The sequence below is a fragment of the Lactococcus petauri genome (assembly GCF_002154895.1).
Taxonomy (GTDB): Bacteria; Bacillota; Bacilli; order Lactobacillales; family Streptococcaceae; genus Lactococcus; species Lactococcus petauri.
In genome coordinates this window covers 1-20,048 of the sequence record NZ_MUIZ01000007.1, presented here as the reverse complement: position 1 = coordinate 20,048, position 20,048 = coordinate 1, and the positions used below count along the sequence as shown (strand labels likewise).

Here is a 20,048-nt window from a genome sequence, read left to right as displayed (position 1 = left end):
AACTGTCTAACGACAGCTTTTTTATTTAAATTTATCGAAAAATCCTTTTTTCTGTTCTGATACATTTTGTCCGCTAGCTTTTGCAAACTCACGCAAAGCATCACGTTGAGCATCATTCAATTTTTCTGGTGTTACAATATTAATCACAACGTGTTGATCACCTTGACCACTACCACGTAATTTAGGTGCACCTTTACCTTTAAGTCGGAAATTAGTACCTGTTTGCGTACCAGCAGGAATCTTCAACTTCACATTACCGTGAACAGTTGGAACTTCAATCTCATCCCCTAAGGCTGCCTGAACAAAGTTCAATGGCATCTTGTAATAAATTTCGCTACCATCACGTTCAAACTTATCACTTGCAGCAACTTGGAAACGGACATAGAGATCACCGTAAGGGCCACCGTTTGTCCCAGCATCACCTTGACCTTGGAGGCGCATTTGTTGACCTGATTCCACACCAGCCGGTACTTTTACCTTAACTGTGTGTGCCAATTTTTCGTGACCTGTACCGTGACATGTTGGACAAGGAGATTTGATTTCCTTACCTGTACCATGACAAACATCACAGACGACATTTGTTGACATACGCCCTAATGGAGTGTCTCGAATAACTTGTGTTTGTCCTCGTCCATGACATTTATGACATGTTTCAGCATGAGTACCTGGTTTGGCACCTGAACCTGCACAAGTGTGACAAAGCTCTTCGCGATGGTATTTGATTTCTTTCTCAACACCAAAAATAGCTTCTTCAAACGTCAAATTGATACGATATTGTAGGTCATCTCCTTGGCGTGGTGCATTTGGATCAGCTTGGCCACCGCCTCCACCAAAGAAGCTTGAGAAAATATCCTCAAAACCGCCAAAGCCGCCTGCACTTTGGAAACCGTCAAAGCCAGAGAAACCACCTTGACCTCCGCCAAAACCACCATTAGCACCTGCAGCACCATATTGATCGTAGCTGGCACGTTTTTGTTCATCACTTAAAGTTTCATAAGCTTCTTGAACCTCTTTGTACTTGTCTTCTGCACCCGGGTCTTTATTAATATCTGGGTGATACTTTTTAGACATCTTTCGATAAGCTTTTTTAATTTCGTCTTGGCTGGCATTTTTATCCACACCTAGGCGTTCGTAAAATTCTGTGTTATTCATATGATTTAAACCTTCTTGACATGGAATTTTTAGAGATTTACTTGGTTTTTCAACCACTTACTCTCTAAAAGTAGACTATATTCACTTCTACCATAATCTATTTTAGCATTTTTTATGACTTTTGGCAAAAAAATTAGCACTCTTATATAAAGAGTGCTAAATCCTAGAGATAAAAAATACAAACCGTAGTTTGTATTTAAATTTTATTTAATTATGGTCGAATGAAACTTACACCAGCTGTTGAACATTCACGTGTTGTTCCCCAACCGCCGTTGAAGTTTCCTTCAATAACTGTCATTTTTGAACCAGATACAGAAAGAACAACTGCAACGTGTCCTACGCCGCCTGCGCCTTGATTACCTGGAGGGAATACAGCAATTGTACCTGCTGCAGGTCCACTGTTTGCATAAGCCACCCAGTCACCAGCATTTCCCATGTATGTTGGCATGTTACCACCAAAGTAGTCCCAAACAAATGCAGTACATTGACCAGCTGGATAAGGGTTAGTACCACTGTGTCCTGGGTCTGGATCTGGTGTTGGTATCGGAGTTGGATCTGGTGTTGGCGTTGGTTTAGAAGAATTACCATTGCCACCTGTATTATTTCCAGTCGATGGATTAGACGAATTGCTATTGTCAGCAGTATTATTAGAAGCTGGAGCTGGATTAGAAGCTGCAGGTGCTGCAGCTACAGCTTTTTCTTGTTGAGCTACTACAGACTTCGCTGCTGCTGCTTTTTCTGCTGCTGCTGCTTTTTGAGCTGCTTTTTCTGCTGCTGCTTTTTGGCTCAATAAATCTTGTTTTTTGCCTTCTGCAGTAGTTACTGTAGCTTGGTAGTCTAACTGAGCAACTTTGAGAGCAGCTTCTTGTGTCGCCAACTCATTAGCTTGTGCGTCTAACTCTTGTTGAAGTTTTGTTGCTTCAGCATATTTCTTTTGGTTATCAGCTAACTTCGTTTGAATAGCTTTTTGGTCAGCTTGTTGTTGCTCAATCATTGACTTGTTAGCGCCAGCAACAGTTGCCATTGCTGTCATTTTTTGAATCGCATCTGTTAAAGATTTTGAGTCTAGTACAGCAGACATATAGTTTGTTGCTGAACCATCAGTTTGTGCACTACGTGCTTGAGCTTCAAGGGCAGTATTGCGCTCCTTGATACTCTCACTCAACTTTTGAATCTGTTGTGATTGTTCCTTTTGTTGAGCCATCAACTCATTAACTTTTTTAGTCATTGATGTTTGCTTTGATTTTAAAGTGCTTACTTGTGATTGAATTGAATCAACTTGTGATTGCGCTTTAGCAGCTTCATTCTTTGCATTAGCGATTTTTGAATCTTGTTGTGCAATTTTTGAATCTGTTGAATCAGCCTTTACGGCAGCAAAAGGTGCGCCAGCCGTAAGCACGACTGTCGAGAGCATCAATGCTGTAATAAGTTTTTTCTTCATAAAATTTTAAATTTGCCTCCCTAGGTTAGTTCGGTGAATATAGTATATTGTATCATGTGCCTCCACCCGTTTTGTAACAAATCAATTACAGTTACGTTTAAGTTTGTTTCTGTCGGTTTCTGTTTTTTATCAATGCACAAAAAAACAAGCAATATTTCATTACTTGTTTTGAATTATTTCTTATGGGCGGATGAAACTTACACCTGCAGCTGAAACTTCACGAGTTGTGCGGATACCGAGGCCTCCACCATTAGGACCTGAGAAGTTTGTTTCTGAGATAGTAAGTTTATCACCATTTACAGCTGTGACCACAGCAACGTGACCAAAACCACCTGCACCTTGGTTACCTGGTGGAAATACTGCAATTGTCCCGACAGCAGGACCACTATTAGCATATGTTGCCCAGTCTGCTGCGTTACCTGCGTAAGTTGGTATATTGCCTCCAAAGTATTCCCAAACTCCCCAAGTACATTGTCCCCAAGGGTAAGGATTGCTCAAGCTTGATCCTGGAGTACTTGATGAACCTGAACCACCAGATACATTATTATTATTAGTATTATTTGAACCAGTATCAGTAGTTGTAGTTGAGTTTGAACCAGTATTCGTAGTTGTTGTGTTGTTGTTTGATGCTGGTTTGCTTTCTTCTACAGCTGGTGTTGATGCTGCTGGTGCAGAAGCCGCTGGAGTAGTCTCAATAGGTGCTGTAACAACAGGTACTGTTTCTGTATTTACTGTACTTGCATCTGATTTATTTTCGCTCTTAGATGCTGCAGCTTGTTCTGTTTGTGCTTTTTGAGCAGCTTGAGCAGCTTGTTCAGCTTTAGCTTGTTGAGCTTCCACTTCTGCAGCTTTTTTAGCTGCAGCTTCTTGGGCAGCTACTGCAGCTACTTTTTGATCAATCAAACTTTGTTTTTTACTCTCAGAGTTAGCAATTGTTGTTTGATAATTTAACTGAGCAACTTTGAGGGCGGCTTCTTGGCTTGCCAACTCGTTACTTTGTGTTTCTAACTCTTGTTGAAGTTTTGTAGATTTAGCGTATTTTGCTTCATTATCTTTCAACTTAGCTTGAATAGCTTTTTCATCTTCTTGTTGCTTTTCAAGCATGGCTTTGTTGGCACCAGAAACGGTTGCCATCGCTGTCATTTTTTGAATTGCATCAGTCAAAGATTTTGAATCCAAGATAGTAGACATATAGTCTGTCGCTGAACCGCTTGTTTGAGCGCTACGTGCTTGTGCTTCAAGAGCTGTGTTACGTTCTTTGATGTCTTTGTGCAAACGAGCAATCTCTGCTGATTGTTCTTTTTGCTCCTTCATCAATTTATTTACTTCATTTGCTGTTGAAGTTTTTTTAGATTGTAAGCTATTTACTTGTGATTGAATCGCATCTACTTTTGCTTGCGCTTCAGCAGAAGAACTTTTAGCAGCGCTGATTGCTGCATCTTGCTTTGCGATTTGATCATCTGTGCTGTCCGCTTTTACCGCTCCAAGGCTTGCACCCGAAGATAAAATGACTGTCGACAACATCAATGCTGTGATAAGTTTCTTTTTCATAGTTTTCTTTTCTTCCCGTTTTCTATAATTTATAAATATAACGCCAAGATAGTCCCAAGTATAACACTCTTTTATAACTTAATCAAGTCAATTTAATTTCTTTAAGAATACTTTTTTTACCCTTTGATTACAAAAAGATGTTCACCGAAGGCGATACATCTTTTCTAAAGGCCATTGCAGCAGTATTGCAAAGGCAATATTTAGGGCTAACGTTGGTGCAAGTTGCCTAACGATAAATGAGACAAAATTGACATTGACAACACCGACTAAGTTAACAATAAGCGTACTTAAAACTTGAAAAGCAAAAACAATGATAATCACTGTAAATAAACGTGTCCAACGATTGGTAAAGACAACCGTTTGGATTTGATAAACGAAAAGAGCAATAAGAGGTAAAATCAAACTTGCAATACCAAAAATTCCCAAAAAGTAGCTGTCATAGATAATTCCCAAAAGAACACCTACGATAAGAACATAGCTATGACGGTGCTGTGTCACAGTATATACCATAAAAATGAGCAACAAGTGGCTTACAGGCATAATACTTCCACCAGACAAAGCCGTAAAGAAATGCGTCAGCTGCCCATCAAGCAAGAGTAGGAAAAAAAGAAATAAGGGACTAAAAAACTGGAAGCTAAAACGACTCATATTTAGTTGCCTCCAATCATGCCTTGAATCACAAAGACAAACCGGATATCATACAAATTGCTGGCAGGTTTCACATATACTTTACGGTTCAAGCCTTGATCTGTTTCTTTAACATCAATTACGGTTCCAAGCAAGAGACCACGCGGCGAATCACCTCCAAGACCGCTAGTAACAACTTGGCTTCCCTTTTCGATATTACCTTCCCCTACTAAAGAAGTGACAACATAAGCATTCTGATCATCATCATAACTCGCAAGAAGTCCATTTACTGGATCACTCGGGCTACCAAGGCGAACGGGGATTTTAGCGTCAATACCTTTATCGGAGCTCAACAAGGAAACTTTAGAGGAATTTTCGTTTACCTGACTTACACGCCCAATAACACCCCCATTAGCCATGACGAGTTGACGGTTTTTGATGCCTTGTTTACTGCCGCTATCAATTACGAGCGTATCTGCCCAACTGGCCGGATTACGGGTAATCACATTTGCAGAAATACTCTTATAGTCTGTCAATGTTTCTTGAAGCTTCAATGCTTCTTTTAATTCTTTATTTTCAACTTCTAGACTTTCTTGGTTATTTTTTGAACTACTTAAGTCTGCCACCTGCGTTTTTAGGGACTGATTTTGCTTGTATGTATCAAAAAGATTGCCCACTTGATTGGCTTTGTCTTGAACAAAGCGGATTGGTGCACCAATGATTCTGTCTATGGTTCCTGTACCATCATTAATAATTTGTGTCATCGTTGATGGATTTTTATTATTTTTAAAATTATCAGCCGAGATGAAGATTGCTGTAAATGCTGAAATAACAATAATTAAGGCGATAATAATCATTTTACTAAGATTGAATTTTTTCACTGTTCATATTTCCCTTCGCAAGAGCTTTGTTTAGCCTCTTTATTTTATCAAAATTGTCAACTTTTTGATAGAATATAATTAAATTTTCTTCTATAAAATTATATCGGAGGTCCGTAAATATGACACAACAAGAAATTCCAGTCTTCGGTGAAAAAATAGCCGGAGTTGATTACCAATACCGCTATGGAGTGTATGGTATTGTTTCACGTGAAAACAAGAGCCAAATCTGTCTTGTGCAAGCACCAAACGGAGCCTTTTTTCTCCCTGGTGGAGAAATTGAAGCAGATGAAAACCATGCTCGCGCCTTAGAAAGAGAACTTCTGGAAGAGTTAGGTGCGACTGCGACTTTAGGACGTTATTTCGGACAGGCCGACGAATATTTTTATAGCTCACATCGGGATAAATATTTTTGCAATCCTGCTTATATCTACGAGACTTTGGAAGTTCATTTTGATCAGGCTCCTCTTGAGGATTTCAATAAAATTTTCTGGTTTGACGTTCCGACTGCTTTGGTTAAACTCAAGCGCGGTTCTCATAAGTGGGGCGTAGAACAATGGCTTAAGAACAAATAAAAAGAAGGAGCACACTCCTTCTTTTTATTTTTCTATAAGTTTAACTCCGCCTTGTCCTGCAACAATAACTTTTTTGACCATGTTATTAAACAAACCATGTTCGACAACTCCCACTGTTAAATCAAGCTCTTCAGCCAGCTTTTCTGGCTCAGTAATCTTCTCAATATGCAAATCAATAATATAATGTTGCATATCAGTGATGAGCTTGTCTTGGGCATTCATCCGCCATGTTGGTGCATAACCAGCCGCTGCAAATTTTCGGAACAACTGCTCTGAGCCGTAAGGGATAACTTCGACAGGAACTTTAAAACTGCCAAGATTTTCTGAAAGTTTACTTTCATCAACAATCCAAATATAATCTTTAGAATATGTTGCAACGATTTTTTCCATCAGCAAGGCCGCACCACCACCTTTAATACCATTAAGGGCTGTATCAATTTCATCTGCACCGTCTACTGTCAAATCAACATAATCCACTTCATCAATTGATTTTAAAGGGATATTAAGACTTGCAGCTTGCTGACTGGTTACATTTGACGTCGTTACTCCAACAATATCTAAACCTTCTTCTTTAACACGGCGCCCCAATTCTTCCACAAAGAAAGCTGCCGTTGAACCTGTTCCCAATCCAACAATCATACCAGACTTCACGTACTCAGCTGCTTTTATACCTACTTGTTTTTTTAAATTTTCCATTTGTAAAATCCCTTCAAATACTCTTCTCAATCATTATAACAAAAAAGCGAAAATAACTCGCTTTTTATTTGAATATCTAAGTTTTTCTTAAACCTTTCAAAGCCACTACATTAGCTACATAAAATACAAGAGCAAGCATTCCTAAAATAAACAGGTTGTTTCCAATTTGAGAGAAACCTTCGCCTTGTTTCACTACTTTTTGAAGTGCATCAACGCCATAATACAGAGGCATAAGATGTGCAATCCAGCGTAAGGGCGCTGCCATTGTGTCGACATTAATAATACCTGAAAAAAGGAATTGTGGTACGACAGCTATCGGAACAAACTGAATAAATTGAAATTCAGTTTTCGCAAGGGCAGACAACAAAAGTCCAATCAACAGCGCAATCAGAGCAATCAACAAATTAATCAACAAGACTAATATAAAGTTCCCCAAAATCTGCATTTGTAAAACATAACGTGTCCAAAGTACAATTAAGCTTGTTTGAAGTAGTGCGAGGAAACCATAGGCTAAAGTATAACCTGCCACAATTTCAGTACGTCTTACAGGTGTAACCAGCATTCGCATAACTGTACCACTGCTTCGTTCATTAACAAGTGAAATGCCTGATATTAAAAAGACAAAGAAGAAAACGAAGAAACTTACCAGCAGTGGCGCTAAATTATCAAACATACTCAGGGAACTGTCACCATAAAGATAATGACTTTTTATGTTCAGAGCTAGTGTTTCTAACGAGGCTTGCGGCACTTTTTCTGCAGAACTTTTTGCTTGGTTTTCTCGCATACTCGCTGGGATCTTTTGAGCAATTTGTCCAATCATCTGAGTAAGTGCCTGTGTTTTTGACGTATCTCTATTTGCATAAGTTACTTCTATTTCATCTCCTACCAGCTGTATCAGAGCATCTAAATTGTGAGTATTTACTGTTTCTCGAGTATTTAACGTTTCTTCTATTTCAATCACTTTTAGTTTTTCGTTCTGCTTGAGAACTTGTGCTAAAACAGGTTGGTTTTCTTGTAGACCCACACGATATTTTATATCCGAAGGAACTTGAAGAAGAAAATATAAAAGACTGATAATGCCAAGGGGAGCAAAGAAAAGTAAAGCCAAGCTTCGTTTATCTCTCAACCTTTGTAGCAGTATACGTTTAAAAATTGCTTTAATTCTCATCATAATCACCTGCTTGAGCTGCTTGAATAAATGCCTCTTCCACAGTAGTAACATGAAACTGGGATTTAAGGGCTTCAGGACTTCCTTGGGCCACAAAGTGCCCGTCTCTTAATAAAACAACTCGATCACACCGCTCTGCCTCTTCCATTACGTGTGTCGTCAAGAGAATAGCTTTGCCCATCTCTGCTTGTCGCTTAAGCTCTGTCCATATTTCCTGTCGAAGTTCTGGATCAATACCAACTGTGGGCTCATCTAGGCATAAGAGAGGAGCACCCGTCTGGAGAGCAATTGCTAAAGATAAGCGACGCTTCATTCCACCAGAATATTTCGAAACAGCCTTGGACAAAGCTGATATTAACCCAACGGTTTGAGCAGCTTTGAGCAGCTCCTCTTCACTTATTTTTCCTTGCAGGGCTCCAAAAAATTCCATATTTTGTTTCCCTGTAAGTTCTGTAAACAAGGCATCCGACTGTGCCATATAGCCAATTTTGCGCATCACTTTGCGGTTAAGAATCGAGATATCAAGTAGTTTGATTTCTCCACTATTAGGAGCAACAATCCCGAGTAATGCATTCATAAAAGTTGACTTTCCCGAACCTGAAGGACCGATGAGTCCAACAATTTCTCCTGCAAAGAGACTTAAAGATAGTTTTTTTAAAACCTCTTCTTTTTCAAATTGGACACTTAGATTTTTTACAGAAACTATTTCTTCCATAGCTACTCCTTGAGTTTTAAAATTTCCTCTTCTGTGAGCGGACGGTATGCTCCCTTAGTTAATTCCGGATCCAATCTTAAACTTCCCATACGTAACCGTTTGAGATAAGTTACCTTCATCCCTACAGCTTCAAACATTCGTTTGACCTGATGAAATTTACCTTCATGAATAATCAGGCGAATTTCACTTTTATTCTCCTCTGATTTCTCAATAAAAAGTTGACCTGGTTTGACGTTTTCTCCAGATTTCAAGGTCAAACCTGCTGCAAATTCTCGAACAGTCTCTTGTGTAACCTGGCCTTGGATTTGAGCAAAATATTCTTTTTCTACATGTTTTTTAGGGCTCAGAAGATTATGGCTCAGTGGCCCATCATTTGTAAGCAACAGAAGGCCTTCTGTATCTTTATCTAAGCGCCCTACAGGGAAAAGATCTTCGCGAAAATCTTTTCCCTTTAATAATTCGACAACTGTTTTGTCCTTATTATCCTTCGTTGCCGAAACAACACCACCGGGTTTATTAAGGAGGTAATAATAAAATTCTTGATAGCCTATGGGTTGCCCATCATAATTTATAGAATCTTTATCTGGCTCAACATGTAGTTTGCCGTCTTTCACCTTCTGATCATTCACTGTCACTTTTCCTGTCTTGAGAATCACCTTAACTTCTTTACGTGATCCCAGCCCGGCTTCCGCCAAATATTTATCCAATCTCATACTCTTATTTTACTAGAATTTTGCTTAATATGGATAAGATAAACCTTTAAGAAAGAGTTAACGAATCTTTATTTTTATGACGACTTGTTATATAATAGGGCATACTGAAATTAGTAATTAGGATAAAAATATGATAACAAAAGAATTTGATACTATAGCAGCCATCTCCACGCCTTTAGGTGAAGGAGCAATTGCTATCGTCCGATTGTCTGGTAGCGATGCTGTCTCAATCGCTAAAAAGGTCTTTCAAGGGAAAGATCTCGATAAAGTTGCTTCACACACCATCAACTATGGTCATATCTTTGACGAGGACCGTCTCGTTGATGAAGTTATGCTCTCTGTAATGAAAGCTCCAAAAACCTTTACGCGTGAAGATCTTGTGGAAATTAACACACACGGCGGAATTGCTGTCACCCAAGAAATTTTGCAACTCCTGCTGCGCTCTGGCGCTCGCCTCGCTGAACCAGGTGAATTTACTAAACGTGCATTTTTAAATGGACGTATTGACTTGGCGCAAGCCGAATCCGTAATGGATTTGATTCGTGCTAAAACAGATCAGGCAGCCAATATTGCTGTAAAACAGCTCGATGGAAGCCTCTCTAACTTGATTAACAATATTCGTCAAGAAATTTTAGAATCGCTCGCGCAAGTGGAAGTCAATATTGATTATCCCGAATATGATGACGTTGAAACGATGACAAGTCAAATGCTTCTGGAAAAAACAGCCCATTTTGAACAACTTCTGGAAACACTTCTTGCCACAGCTAAACGCGGTAAGATTCTGCGTGAAGGTTTGAGAACAGCAATTATTGGCCGGCCAAATGTTGGTAAATCAAGTTTGCTCAATCAACTTTTACGTGAGGAAAAAGCCATTGTTACCGACATAGCCGGAACAACACGTGATGTTATCACAGAGTTTGCCAATATTGGTGGTGTGCCCCTTGAGTTAATTGATACTGCTGGTATACGAGAAACTGAGGATATCGTCGAAAAGATCGGTGTTGAGCGTAGTCAAAAAGCCTTAGAAGAAGCCGACTTGGTCTTACTTGTGCTTGATGCTTCGTCACCTTTAACTCCCAAAGATCTGGAATTGTTGGAACTTTCTTCTTCGACAAACCGTATCGTCTTGTTGAACAAGACCGATCTACCAGAAAAAATTGAGCTCGAAAAACTCCCTAAAGACTTTATCAGAATTTCTGCCTTAAAAAATGAAAATCTTGATGCCGTCGAAAAACAAATACGCGCGCTATTTTTCTCTGGGGAAATTGAAACAAAAGATGCAACTACTCTTTCCAATGCACGTCATATCGGCCTAGTCGAACAAGCTTTAGATGCCTTGAAGGAAGCAAATAGAGGCTTGGCGATGGGACTTCCTGTGGACCTCATCCAAGTGGATGTCACGCGCTGTTGGCAATTGCTTGGTGAAATAACCGGAGAAGCTGCACCGGATGAACTGATTACTCAGCTTTTCAGCCAGTTCTGCTTAGGAAAATAAAAAAACATAAGTAGGAGATATTCCACTTATGTTTTTTTATTCACTGCCAGCCCATGAATAAGGCCAGAAGAATCGATGCTGATCCGATAAATGAAAGGAAACACAAAGCAAAGCCAAAGGTGAAGATACTTGTGCCATCTCCTTCATAGGATCTTCTTGTGCGCTTTCCTTTATAGGTGAACATACTACTTAAGGAAAGGAGAGTGAAAATAAGCTGCAAGGAAAGAAACCGCCATTCGGCAGAAAAGTTCAGCAAAGAAAGTCCACCACCTAGAAATGCTAAGAAAAGTCCCATTTTTATCATCCTTTCTTGAATTCATAATTGAAACGTTAATCAAAACCACCGTCAACATCCAAGTCTGCAAGCATCATCTGATATTCTGGACGGTCAGGTGTTTTAAAAATTTCCTGCGCTTCTTGACGTGCCACTTCTAAAATATTGTAGTCATTCATTATATCAGCTGCTAGAAATTCTGGTAAACCTGATTGACGTACGCCAAATATTTCTCCGGATCCGCGCATCTTCAGGTCTTCTTCAGCTAAACGGAAACCATTCTGCGTTTGACACATTATCTTCATCCGGTTTTTACCTGATTCTGTCTTGGGATTGGCAACGAGAATCGTATAGGACTTCTTACTCCCCCGTCCTACACGGCCTCTTAACTGATGCAACTGAGAGAGCCCAAAACGATCCGCATCCATAATCACCATAATCGTTGCATTTGGCACATCCACACCAACTTCAATAACCGTTGTGGAAACCAGAACCGACAAATCCCCTGCCTTAAAAGTCTGCATAATCTGGTCTTTTTCTTCATTTTTCATCTTACCATGCAGTAAACCAATGCCTGTTTCTTCGCCAAAATACTGGTTCAGTTCTTCATAAAGAGCTACAGCATTCTTTAAGTCTAAAGCTTCTGATTCTTCAATAAGTGGCGAAATAAAATAAACTTGTGCCTGCTGTACCAGTTCTTCTTTTATCCATTTCAAGACCTCTGGAAGTTGCTCGTGTTTTACCCATCTGGTCGTAATCGGTTGCCGCCCTTTAGGTAATTCGTCGATAATGGAGACATCCATATCACCAAAAGCTGTGATCGCCAAGGTCCGAGGAATTGGTGTCGCAGTCATCATAAGTACATCAGGATTTTGACCCTTTTCGCGTAAGACTTTCCGTTGGTTAACCCCAAAGCGATGTTGTTCATCGGTAATGACCAGCCCCAAATCATAAAAATCAACCCCTTCCTGAATTAAAGCGTGCGTTCCCACAACCATTTGTGTCTGACCACTTGCTAAACTTTCTAGTATCGCTCTTCGCTCCGCAACTTTTAATCCCGAAACAAGAAGACTAATTTTTAGTTCAGGAAAAAGATTTTGTAAGTTAGCAAAATGTTGTCGCGCTAAAATTTCAGTCGGAACCATTATAGCAGCTTGAAGCCCAGATAAGACTGCTGCATACATTGCTAAACTAGCAACAACTGTTTTCCCTGAACCGACATCACCTTGTAAAAGACGGTTCATATGGTAAGCTGAAGACATATCTGCTAAAATTTCGTCTAAGGATTTTTGTTGGGCTCCTGTCAGTTCAAAAGGAAGATTTTTAATTTTTTCTTCCATCAACCGCTGGTCAAAAATAACCCTTCGTCCAAAGCGTTGTGCTTTCTCTTTATGTTTCAAAGCCTGCAACTTCAGTTGAAAGTAAAAGAGTTCTTCAAACTTCACGCGCCTTAAAGCTTGCTTGTGCATCTCCATATCATCTGGAAAATGCATGGCACGTACCGCTTCCTGCCGAGGCATCAATCGGTACTTTTTCAATAAATAGTCTGGCAGATTCTCGTTTAATTCCGATAAAAGCCCACTCTCAAAAGCCATTTGAATTGTTTTCACCAAGCTGGATTGCTTCATCCCTGCGGTAAGATGATACACGGGGGAAAAGCCATCTTCTGCTTGTGTTAATATTTTCATGCCCAGCAGTTGCTGCTTTTTTTGTTCCCATTTGCCATAAACCGCAACCTCTTTTCCAACCTCAATCTTATCCGCTAAATAGGGCTGATTAAAAAAGCTCACAGCAACTACAGCTTCCCCTTGTTTGAGTTTAAAAGTAAGTCTGTTGCGTTTAAATCCATAATACTGGACATTAGCGGGTGTTACCACTTCACCAATCACCGTTGCTTTTTCTCCATCTACTAACTCAAAAATGGAGCGTCCAGCAAAATCTTCATAACGGAAAGGAAAATAAAGCAATAAATCCTGTATTGTGGAAATGCCAAGCTTTTGATAATTTTCAAAAGATTTAGGTCCGACACCTTTCAGGTATTGTATACTGTCTGTTAGTTTCATAAGTTCATTATAGCAGAAAAGCTGTTTTACTACCTTCTCCTTTATACTCAAATAAAAAAAACGACCAGAAGGTCATTTTTCTATTGCTTATGCTTTCTTGACAACAGATCCCTTCAATCCAATGGCCCCAAAACCATCAATTTTTGAATCAATATAGTGTTCATTTTTCCCAAATTCATTGATACGTATGTTTTTAACTTTTGTACCTTTTTTAATGGACTTTGGCATTCCCTTTACTGGAAGATCTTGTATGATAATTACAGCATCCCCATCAGCTAAAGGTTGTCCGACACTGTCAAGCACAACAAATTTATCTGCTTCTAAATCTGCTTGTGTAAATTCGTTGCCGCATTCTGAGCATCCAAATGTCGTGTCTGAGAGTTCATAAGTATATTCACTTGAACAAGTTGGGCATTTAGGTGTTTCCATTATTTCTCCATTTTCTGTTTTTTTATTGTTGGTATTGTTTATTATGTGTTTAATCTACTTTATAGTAAATTGCTTTTTGTATTCCTAATCTTTGTCCCTCTGGTAAGTGCGCACTTGGACCAAAAGTGTTGGACAACCAAATACGAAGTTTCGCTTTGTCTGTATCTGCCCAATCATAACCTGTTGGAATAAAGGAGAGCCCCGCTCCAGCAAGAGAGCCTTCAGGATTGCTATTTACCATAAGGAATCCTTGATTTTGCGGATTATCTGCTGATAGAGTAGTCAGAATAAGTCTGGTTTTCTGTTCACCCTCCACTATGTAACACTGATTAGTTTCAAAAGTTAGTGTGCTGCCTGCCAAATTTTTCCAAGTGCCTTGCACACTTGAATAATCACCTTGAGCAATTTGTTCTAAATTCATCTCAGCATTTAAGCTTGTCAATCTGGCAGAATCGATTAGCCTGGCAGCTATTTCTTCAGTAACTTGTTTAGCTGTGGGGGTTTCAAAATAATCTGCAAGAACCGTATCTATCTTTGTTACTTGCTCTTCTGTTTCCCATGTTTCAGCATTGATGTAGTTATATTTAATCATCGTTTGGTTAATTTTCACATTAACCTTATGGATAATTTTGTTTGAATCATACCACTCTATTGTACCATCATCAATATCCCCTGTCATTGCCATATGGTCCGATGATAAAATTGTGGACTGAGGATTTAATTTAGCATAGGACTGAGCCAATAAAGCAATTTGTTGGTTAAGAGCTAAACCCTTCCATTCCGTTAAAGCTGTCTGTATCGTATCTGATTTACTCCCTTGAGTTGAACTCATCTTCATCATTGAACTTTCTGAAGTTTTATGATGATTTAAAGCCCGCGAGGTATCTTTTTTAGGTGTTGAATAGACAACAACAATCAGGAATATAGCTATGCCAACAAGTAAAAGACCCGTAAGGATACTTCCAAAAATAACTCTTCGCTTTTTCGAATTTTTATCCATAATCCAATTCCTGCTTTCTCAACCACTACTCCCTATAGTGTACTATATTATGAAAAAAATCTCAAAGACGCTCTAAAAAATAAAGACAACAAAAAACAGAGGAGCTAAGCTTCTCTGTTTCTAACGTTAAATAACAGAATTATTTAGCGATTTTAGCGAAGTATTCAAGTGTACGAACGAGGTTAGATGTGTAAGACATTTCGTTATCGTACCAAGCAACTGTTTTAACCAATTGAACGCCGTCAGCTGTAGTAACTTCAGTTTGAGTAGCGTCAAAGAGTGAAGAGTTAGAGATACCTACGATATCAGATGAAACGATTTCATCTTCGTTGTAACCGTAAGATTCGTTAGATGCTGCTTTCATAGCTGCATTAACTTCTTCAACAGTAACTTCTTTATCAAGAACTGATACAAGTTCTGTCAATGAACCAGTTGGAACTGGTACACGTTGTGCGTGACCTTGAAGTTTACCATTCAATTCTGGCAATACAAGACCGATAGCTTTAGCAGCACCTGTTGAGTTAGGTACGATGTTTTCAGCTGCAGCACGTGCACGACGGAAGTCACCACCACGGTGTGGGCCATCAAGAGTCATTTGGTCACCAGTGTAACCGTGGATAGTTGTCATTGTACCAACTTTAAGACCGAAGTTTTTGTTCAAAGCATCAGCCATTGGCGCGAGACAGTTAGTAGTACATGATGCACCAGAGATAACTGTTTCTTCACCAGTCAAGATTTCGTGGTTAGTGTTGAAAACGATAGTTTTAACATCGTTTCCACCAGGTGCTGTGATAACAACTTTTTTAGCACCGTTAGCGTGCAAGTGTTGTTCAGCTTTTTCTTTAGTTGCGAAGAAACCAGTTGCTTCAAGAACGATTTCTGCACCATCTTCAGCCCAGTTGATGTTAGCTGGGTTAGCTTCTGCAGTAACTTTTACAAATTTACCGTTAACTTCGAAACCACCATCTTTAACTTCAACTTCACCGTCGAAACGACCTTGAGTTGTGTCATATTTCAACAAGTGAGCAAGCATTGCTGGATCTGTAAGGTCGTTGATTGCTACTACTTCAACACCTTCAACGTTTTGAATACGACGGAAAGCAAGACGACCGATACGTCCGAAACCGTTAATACCAACTTTAACTACCATGAGTAAGTCTCCTTATAGGTTTAAAATTTTGTTTATAGAGAAATTCTCTATCACTAAGTTAATCATTTAACTTACTCTTACATTTTAACACTTTTTTGAGATTTTGCAAACATAAAAGCCGGAAAATAGGCACAACCGTGGGAACGAAGAGGAAAACGTTTACATTTGTCTACTTCCTTATATTTCTAATAAAAAATAACAGTTTTGCCACTGTTATTATTTTCCGAAAAGTTTGGCAAAGAAGCCTTTTTCTGACTCAGCCTTCATTTCAAGTAAAAACTGATTATTATCACTCAAAGATTTTTCCATCAGTTCTTGTTGACGGTTGATTTGCTTATCTTTTTCTGCAATTTGTGCATCTTTAGCCATCAATTGCTGATTTAGACGGTCAATTTCTGCATTCTTATCTTTCATCAGGTTTGAAACCAACTCAAAAACAGCTGTGTCCGTTGGCGCTGTTGAAAGTTCTTGTGTTTCATCTTTACCATCAACAACTTCCGCCTGCGCTGTCACAACTTTGCCATAAAGGCGTTCAAGTTCATGAATACCGCCTTCATTAATTACAGTAACATTTTTTTCATTTTTCTCTACATATTGCTCGTCTAGCTGCTTGATGCGTTTATTCATCGCTTGGCGAGTCACACCAAAAAGTTCTGCAAGTTCACTTACTGTTTTCGTTTCCATATCTACCATAATACCACATTTTTAGCTATTTATACAGCTTTTTCTGAATGCTAAATCGTTTTGTAATAAATGATAAAAATATTATAATTCTATTATAAAACATTTTATAAATATGACAAAAGTAGAATAGAGGATTTATGAATTATAAGAAAAGTAATATAAAAAAGATTAAAGAGTACTATAAAACAAGCGCTTCAGAGGGTTTAAATAAAAAACAAGTTACTGCTCACCGAGCCAAATACGGCAGCAATGTTTTTCAAGAAGCCAAAGAAAAAAGTATTTTTCAAAAGCTTTTGAAACATCTACTTGAGGTAATGAATCTTGTTTTAATCATTGTCTCAGTTCCTGCTTTTTACCTATCGATGGATACTGGAAACTTCACCAAACCAATCGTTATTCTGTTAATCGTGGTCATCAATGTTATCGTTGCTCACATGCAAGAGGAACGTGCCGAAACCGCCTTATCCGCCCTCAAGAAATTATCGGCTCCAAATTCTACGGTTATACGTGAAGGGAAGCTCAGCACAATTCCTTCTGAGCAATTGGTTGTCGGTGATTTGCTTCAACTGAGCGCTGGAGAACAGGTTGGTGCTGATGTTCGTCTCCTTTCAGCAAATAGCTTACAAGTCGATGAATCCTCCCTAACAGGAGAGTCTGAACCAATAGAAAAAGATGCTTCACGTGAGATCCTCGAAGATGTGCCTTTGGGAGACCAAGTGAACATGGTTTTCTCGGGAACAAATGTGCTTAACGGTACAGCTCAGGGAATTGTTGTAGCTACAGGAATGAAAAGTCAGATGGGACAAATTGCCCAACTTTTAGAAGACCAGGTTAAAGGGAAAACACCTTTACAAAAACGTATTGATTCTCTGGCAAAACGCCTTGCTGCAATTGCTTTTGGTGCAGGGGCAATCATCTTTATTGTCAACTTATTGCACGGTGGCATTCCCTTCAGTGAAAATATGATGACGGCTGTTATTCTTGGTATTGCTGCCGTGCCGGAAACTCTTCCTGTCATCGTGACCTTATCACTCGTTTATGGTGTAGAAAATATGGCATATAAAAAAGCCATTATTCGTAACATTCCTGCTGTTGAAACCCTGGGAAATGCTTCGGTCATTGCTTCCGATAAAACAGGAACACTTACTCAAAACCAGATGACTATTCAAAGACTCTGGGTACAGGGAGAAGATATTTGGCATAAGGACCAACTCTCTGATAAAGAAAAAGATTTAATTTACAAGTTTGGTTTAGTATCTAATGCAACAGCCGTAAAAGACGAGGGGAAATGGGTCACACACGGCGATCCAACAGAAACAGCCATCATCAACTTCCTTATCGCACATAACTCTTATCATCCTGATAAAAATCCCCCGCGTCTCTTAGAACTTCCTTTTGATTCGACCAGAAAAAAAATGACGGTTGTTGTACCTAACGAAAGCGGGGGCTACCTGGTTATTACAAAAGGAGCCTTTGATCGGCTTGTCCCTAATCACTTTAGCAAAGCACATAATATTCACGACACCTTTGCAGAAAATGCCTTGCGTGTCCTCGCACTTTCCTACAAAGTAATTGAAGAGATTCCAGAAAACCATCAAAGCTTGGAAGAAGACCAAACATTCTTAGGAATAATTGGAATGATTGATCCTCCAAGGCCCGAAAGTAAACATGCTGTAGCCGAAGCCCGTACTGCTGGAATTATTCCTGTAATGATTACAGGGGATCATGCCTTAACTGCTAAAGCAATCGCACAGGAACTTGATATTTATCGTGAAGGAGACTTGGTCGTAGACGGCATTACCTTGGCAAACATGACGGATGAGGACCTCAAGGAAAAGATTGAAAAAATTTCAGTCTATGCACGTGTCTCGCCTGAAGACAAGCTCCGGATTGTGAAAGCATGGCAAGATAAAAAACATATAGTTGCCATGACCGGTGACGGTGTCAATGATGCTCCCTCTCTACGAGCAGCAGATGTCGGAACCGCAATGGGAATCGCCGGAACAGAAGTGGCAAAAAATGCCTCTGACATCATCTTAGCCGACGATAACTTTGCAACTATTGTGAGTGCAATTGCTGAAGGCCGCCGTGTTTACATTAATATTAAAAGAACAATTTATTATCTTCTTTCTGCCAATGTTGCCGAAATCCTTATTATGCTATTTGGGGCTATTATTGGTTGGGGTCTGCCACTTACAGGTATGCAGCTTCTCTATATTAATGTTCTCGCAGATGGTATTCCTGGATTTGGCTTAAGTCGAGAAACCTCTGATAAGTATATTATGAAAAAACCACCAATCGATGTAAACGAAAGTCTCTTCTCTAGAGGTGTTTCACAACGTATTCTCACATCCTCCACAACCTTTATCATTATTTCGCTTATCGGATTCTATCTTGGTAGATTTGTAGAGATAGCGGGAACTACTCCAAGTATGCAAGTCGGACAATCGATGACATTTCTCGTTCTTGCCCTCGCTTCAACCTACCATATCTTTAATGCTCGGAGTAACGATTCTATATTTAAAGATGGTTTATATTCAAATAAAACAATTTTCTGGACAACCATTATATCCTTAATCATAACCTTTGTCTTCACACTTACACCCTTACGAACATTCATTGATGTAGTGCCTCTCACAACAACACACTGGCTTATCGCTATACTCCTCTCTCTCATGATTTTCATCGTGATAGAAATTGAAAAGTTCATTATCAAAAAACTCAACAAAACTTTTCTTGCCTAAACATATTACACCACTTTTACTTTTTGTGAAAGTGGTTTTTACATTTAGATAAAAACAAAAAAGACCTAAGAATACTTAGATCTTTTATTTTATGCCGAAGGCCGGGGTCGAACCGGCACTCCCGTGAAGGAACCAGATTTTGAGTCTGGCGCGTCTGCCTATTCCGCCACTTCGGCAACAGACTTTTCTCAAATAAAATATTTGAACTGGGGTAGCTGGATTCGAACCAACGCATGAGGGAGTCAAAGTCCCTTGCCTTACCGCTTGGCTATACCCCATTAAAAGGGCGGATGACGGGAATCGAACCCGCGAGTGCCAGCGCCACAAGCTGGTGTGTTAACCACTTCACCACATCCGCCATAATACAAACACGGGCAGCAGGAATTGAACCCACACCAAAGGTTTTGGAGACCTTTGTACTACCTTTATACTATGCCCGTAAAACTATGGAAGGGGAGGGATTCGAACCCCCGAACCCGAAGGAGCGGATTTACAGTCCGCCGCGTTTAGCCTCTTCGCTACCCTTCCGATATTTAATTGTCATTGAATATATTATAACATATTCAATGGGAGTTAACGGGATCGAACCGCTGACCCTCTGCTTGTAAGGCAGATGCTCTCCCAGCTGAGCTAAACTCCCAATCACTTGGCATTTACCCTATCTCGCAGGGGGCAACCCCCAACTACTTCCGG

General features: G+C 39.5%; 18 protein-coding genes and 6 tRNA genes. 3 read left to right on the top strand and 21 right to left on the bottom strand.

Annotated elements, in window-relative coordinates; genetic code table 11:
* Nucleotides 1–21: 21 nt before the first annotated feature.
* From dnaJ to mreC, 5 genes are all read right to left on the bottom strand, one after another.
* The gene (gene dnaJ / locus BZZ03_RS10015) at nt 22–1,152 is read right to left on the bottom strand and encodes a molecular chaperone DnaJ (protein ID WP_029343495.1); all 1,131 of its coding nucleotides are present in this window, start codon (nt 1,150–1,152) and stop codon (nt 22–24) included.
* Between the two features lie 211 nt (nt 1,153–1,363).
* Complete coding sequence (locus BZZ03_RS10010; protein ID WP_086583195.1) at nt 1,364–2,593, bottom strand: coiled-coil domain-containing protein; 1,230 nt, start codon at nt 2,591–2,593, stop codon at nt 1,364–1,366.
* A 180-nt stretch (nt 2,594–2,773) separates the two neighbouring features.
* A complete protein-coding gene (locus tag BZZ03_RS10005) occupies nt 2,774–4,144 on the bottom strand; it encodes a CHAP domain-containing protein (protein ID WP_086583194.1) in 1,371 nt (456 codons plus the stop codon).
* A gap of 141 nt (nt 4,145–4,285) precedes the next feature.
* On the bottom strand, nt 4,286–4,792 hold the full coding sequence (gene mreD / locus BZZ03_RS10000) for a rod shape-determining protein MreD (protein WP_019291476.1): 507 nt from the start codon (nt 4,790–4,792) through the stop codon (nt 4,286–4,288).
* A 2-nt stretch (nt 4,793–4,794) separates the two neighbouring features.
* On the bottom strand, nt 4,795–5,652 hold the full coding sequence (gene mreC, locus BZZ03_RS09995) for a rod shape-determining protein MreC (protein WP_019291475.1): 858 nt from the start codon (nt 5,650–5,652) through the stop codon (nt 4,795–4,797).
* 119 nt (nt 5,653–5,771) lie between these two features.
* Here mreC and BZZ03_RS09990 point away from each other — a divergent pair, with 119 nt between their 5' ends.
* Nucleotides 5,772–6,224, top strand: a complete 453-nt coding sequence (locus BZZ03_RS09990; RefSeq protein WP_019291474.1) for an NUDIX domain-containing protein — start codon at nt 5,772–5,774, stop codon at nt 6,222–6,224.
* Between the two features lie 24 nt (nt 6,225–6,248).
* On the opposite strand, the gene rpiA is transcribed toward BZZ03_RS09990, so the two are convergent.
* The 4 genes from rpiA to BZZ03_RS09970 all read right to left on the bottom strand — a co-directional run bounded on the left by rpiA (nt 6,249) and on the right by BZZ03_RS09970 (nt 9,516).
* Nucleotides 6,249–6,920, bottom strand: a complete 672-nt coding sequence (rpiA, locus tag BZZ03_RS09985) for a ribose-5-phosphate isomerase RpiA (RefSeq protein ID WP_061414897.1) — start codon at nt 6,918–6,920, stop codon at nt 6,249–6,251.
* A 76-nt stretch (nt 6,921–6,996) separates the two neighbouring features.
* The gene (locus tag BZZ03_RS09980; RefSeq protein ID WP_086583193.1) at nt 6,997–8,088 is read right to left on the bottom strand and encodes an ABC transporter permease; all 1,092 of its coding nucleotides are present in this window, start codon (nt 8,086–8,088) and stop codon (nt 6,997–6,999) included.
* The gene (locus tag BZZ03_RS09975) at nt 8,078–8,803 is read right to left on the bottom strand and encodes an ABC transporter ATP-binding protein (RefSeq protein WP_086583192.1); all 726 of its coding nucleotides are present in this window, start codon (nt 8,801–8,803) and stop codon (nt 8,078–8,080) included. Before BZZ03_RS09975 ends, BZZ03_RS09980 begins: the two co-directional genes overlap by 11 nt.
* 2 nt (nt 8,804–8,805) lie before the next feature.
* Nucleotides 8,806–9,516 carry a pseudouridine synthase gene (locus BZZ03_RS09970; protein WP_086583191.1) on the bottom strand — a complete coding sequence of 237 codons (711 nt, stop codon included), beginning with the start codon at nt 9,514–9,516 and terminating at the stop codon, nt 8,806–8,808.
* Between the two features lie 130 nt (nt 9,517–9,646).
* On the opposite strand from BZZ03_RS09970, the gene mnmE reads away from it, so the two are divergent.
* On the top strand, nt 9,647–11,011 hold the full coding sequence (gene mnmE, locus BZZ03_RS09965) for a tRNA uridine-5-carboxymethylaminomethyl(34) synthesis GTPase MnmE (RefSeq protein ID WP_019335735.1): 1,365 nt from the start codon (nt 9,647–9,649) through the stop codon (nt 11,009–11,011).
* Between the two features lie 40 nt (nt 11,012–11,051).
* Here the strand turns inward: mnmE and BZZ03_RS09960 are convergent, their stop codons facing one another.
* From BZZ03_RS09960 to BZZ03_RS09935, 6 genes are all read right to left on the bottom strand, one after another.
* Nucleotides 11,052–11,306: a hypothetical protein gene (locus BZZ03_RS09960; RefSeq protein WP_086583190.1), complete on the bottom strand. Its 255-nt coding sequence runs from the start codon at nt 11,304–11,306 to the stop codon at nt 11,052–11,054.
* A gap of 35 nt (nt 11,307–11,341) precedes the next feature.
* Nucleotides 11,342–13,348 carry an ATP-dependent DNA helicase RecG gene (recG, locus tag BZZ03_RS09955; RefSeq protein WP_086583189.1) on the bottom strand — a complete coding sequence of 669 codons (2,007 nt, stop codon included), beginning with the start codon at nt 13,346–13,348 and terminating at the stop codon, nt 11,342–11,344.
* An 87-nt stretch (nt 13,349–13,435) separates the two neighbouring features.
* Nucleotides 13,436–13,777, bottom strand: coding sequence for a zinc ribbon domain-containing protein YjdM (locus tag BZZ03_RS09950; RefSeq protein ID WP_019335732.1), 342 nt, complete (start codon nt 13,775–13,777; stop codon nt 13,436–13,438).
* Between the two features lie 49 nt (nt 13,778–13,826).
* A complete protein-coding gene (locus BZZ03_RS09945; RefSeq protein WP_086583188.1) occupies nt 13,827–14,777 on the bottom strand; it encodes a DUF6287 domain-containing protein in 951 nt (316 codons plus the stop codon).
* 139 nt (nt 14,778–14,916) lie between these two features.
* Nucleotides 14,917–15,927, bottom strand: coding sequence for a type I glyceraldehyde-3-phosphate dehydrogenase (gene gap, locus BZZ03_RS09940; protein ID WP_003133076.1), 1,011 nt, complete (start codon nt 15,925–15,927; stop codon nt 14,917–14,919).
* Between the two features lie 216 nt (nt 15,928–16,143).
* On the bottom strand, nt 16,144–16,620 hold the full coding sequence (locus BZZ03_RS09935; RefSeq protein ID WP_019291465.1) for a DUF536 domain-containing protein: 477 nt from the start codon (nt 16,618–16,620) through the stop codon (nt 16,144–16,146).
* 128 nt (nt 16,621–16,748) lie between these two features.
* Between BZZ03_RS09935 and BZZ03_RS09930 the strand changes: the two genes are divergently transcribed.
* The gene (locus BZZ03_RS09930; protein WP_086583187.1) at nt 16,749–19,355 is read left to right on the top strand and encodes a cation-translocating P-type ATPase; all 2,607 of its coding nucleotides are present in this window, start codon (nt 16,749–16,751) and stop codon (nt 19,353–19,355) included.
* Between the two features lie 92 nt (nt 19,356–19,447).
* Here BZZ03_RS09930 and BZZ03_RS09925 read toward each other — a convergent pair.
* From BZZ03_RS09925 to BZZ03_RS09900, 6 genes are all read right to left on the bottom strand, one after another.
* A tRNA-Leu gene (locus BZZ03_RS09925) sits at nt 19,448–19,531 on the bottom strand.
* Between the two features lie 30 nt (nt 19,532–19,561).
* Nucleotides 19,562–19,633 (bottom strand) — tRNA-Gln (locus BZZ03_RS09920).
* Nucleotides 19,634–19,640: 7 nt separating this feature from the next.
* Nucleotides 19,641–19,713: transfer RNA gene (locus BZZ03_RS09915), tRNA-His, on the bottom strand.
* 11 nt (nt 19,714–19,724) lie between these two features.
* Nucleotides 19,725–19,795: transfer RNA gene (locus BZZ03_RS09910), tRNA-Trp, on the bottom strand.
* Between the two features lie 7 nt (nt 19,796–19,802).
* Nucleotides 19,803–19,883: transfer RNA gene (locus tag BZZ03_RS09905), tRNA-Tyr, on the bottom strand.
* 39 nt (nt 19,884–19,922) lie between these two features.
* Nucleotides 19,923–19,995, bottom strand: a tRNA-Val gene (locus BZZ03_RS09900).
* Nucleotides 19,996–20,048: the final 53 nt, after the last annotated feature.

Excerpts from the sequence above, each read along its gene's own strand:
- dnaJ (WP_029343495.1), bottom strand. The coding sequence starts at position 1,152 with ATGAATAACACAGAATTTTACGAACGCCTAGGTGTGGATAAAAATGCC.
- BZZ03_RS10010 (WP_086583195.1), bottom strand. The coding sequence starts at position 2,593 with ATGAAGAAAAAACTTATTACAGCATTGATGCTCTCGACAGTCGTGCTT.
- BZZ03_RS10005 (WP_086583194.1), bottom strand. The coding sequence starts at position 4,144 with ATGAAAAAGAAACTTATCACAGCATTGATGTTGTCGACAGTCATTTTA.
- mreD (WP_019291476.1), bottom strand. The coding sequence starts at position 4,792 with ATGAGTCGTTTTAGCTTCCAGTTTTTTAGTCCCTTATTTCTTTTTTTC.
- BZZ03_RS09990 (WP_019291474.1), top strand. The coding sequence starts at position 5,772 with ATGACACAACAAGAAATTCCAGTCTTCGGTGAAAAAATAGCCGGAGTT.
- rpiA (WP_061414897.1), bottom strand. The coding sequence starts at position 6,920 with ATGGAAAATTTAAAAAAACAAGTAGGTATAAAAGCAGCTGAGTACGTG.
- BZZ03_RS09980 (WP_086583193.1), bottom strand. The coding sequence starts at position 8,088 with ATGAGAATTAAAGCAATTTTTAAACGTATACTGCTACAAAGGTTGAGA.
- BZZ03_RS09975 (WP_086583192.1), bottom strand. The coding sequence starts at position 8,803 with ATGGAAGAAATAGTTTCTGTAAAAAATCTAAGTGTCCAATTTGAAAAA.
- BZZ03_RS09970 (WP_086583191.1), bottom strand. The coding sequence starts at position 9,516 with ATGAGATTGGATAAATATTTGGCGGAAGCCGGGCTGGGATCACGTAAA.
- mnmE (WP_019335735.1), top strand. The coding sequence starts at position 9,647 with ATGATAACAAAAGAATTTGATACTATAGCAGCCATCTCCACGCCTTTA.
- BZZ03_RS09960 (WP_086583190.1), bottom strand. The coding sequence starts at position 11,306 with ATGGGACTTTTCTTAGCATTTCTAGGTGGTGGACTTTCTTTGCTGAAC.
- recG (WP_086583189.1), bottom strand. The coding sequence starts at position 13,348 with ATGAAACTAACAGACAGTATACAATACCTGAAAGGTGTCGGACCTAAA.
- BZZ03_RS09950 (WP_019335732.1), bottom strand. The coding sequence starts at position 13,777 with ATGGAAACACCTAAATGCCCAACTTGTTCAAGTGAATATACTTATGAA.
- BZZ03_RS09945 (WP_086583188.1), bottom strand. The coding sequence starts at position 14,777 with ATGGATAAAAATTCGAAAAAGCGAAGAGTTATTTTTGGAAGTATCCTT.
- gap (WP_003133076.1), bottom strand. The coding sequence starts at position 15,927 with ATGGTAGTTAAAGTTGGTATTAACGGTTTCGGACGTATCGGTCGTCTT.
- BZZ03_RS09935 (WP_019291465.1), bottom strand. The coding sequence starts at position 16,620 with ATGGTAGATATGGAAACGAAAACAGTAAGTGAACTTGCAGAACTTTTT.
- BZZ03_RS09930 (WP_086583187.1), top strand. The coding sequence starts at position 16,749 with ATGAATTATAAGAAAAGTAATATAAAAAAGATTAAAGAGTACTATAAA.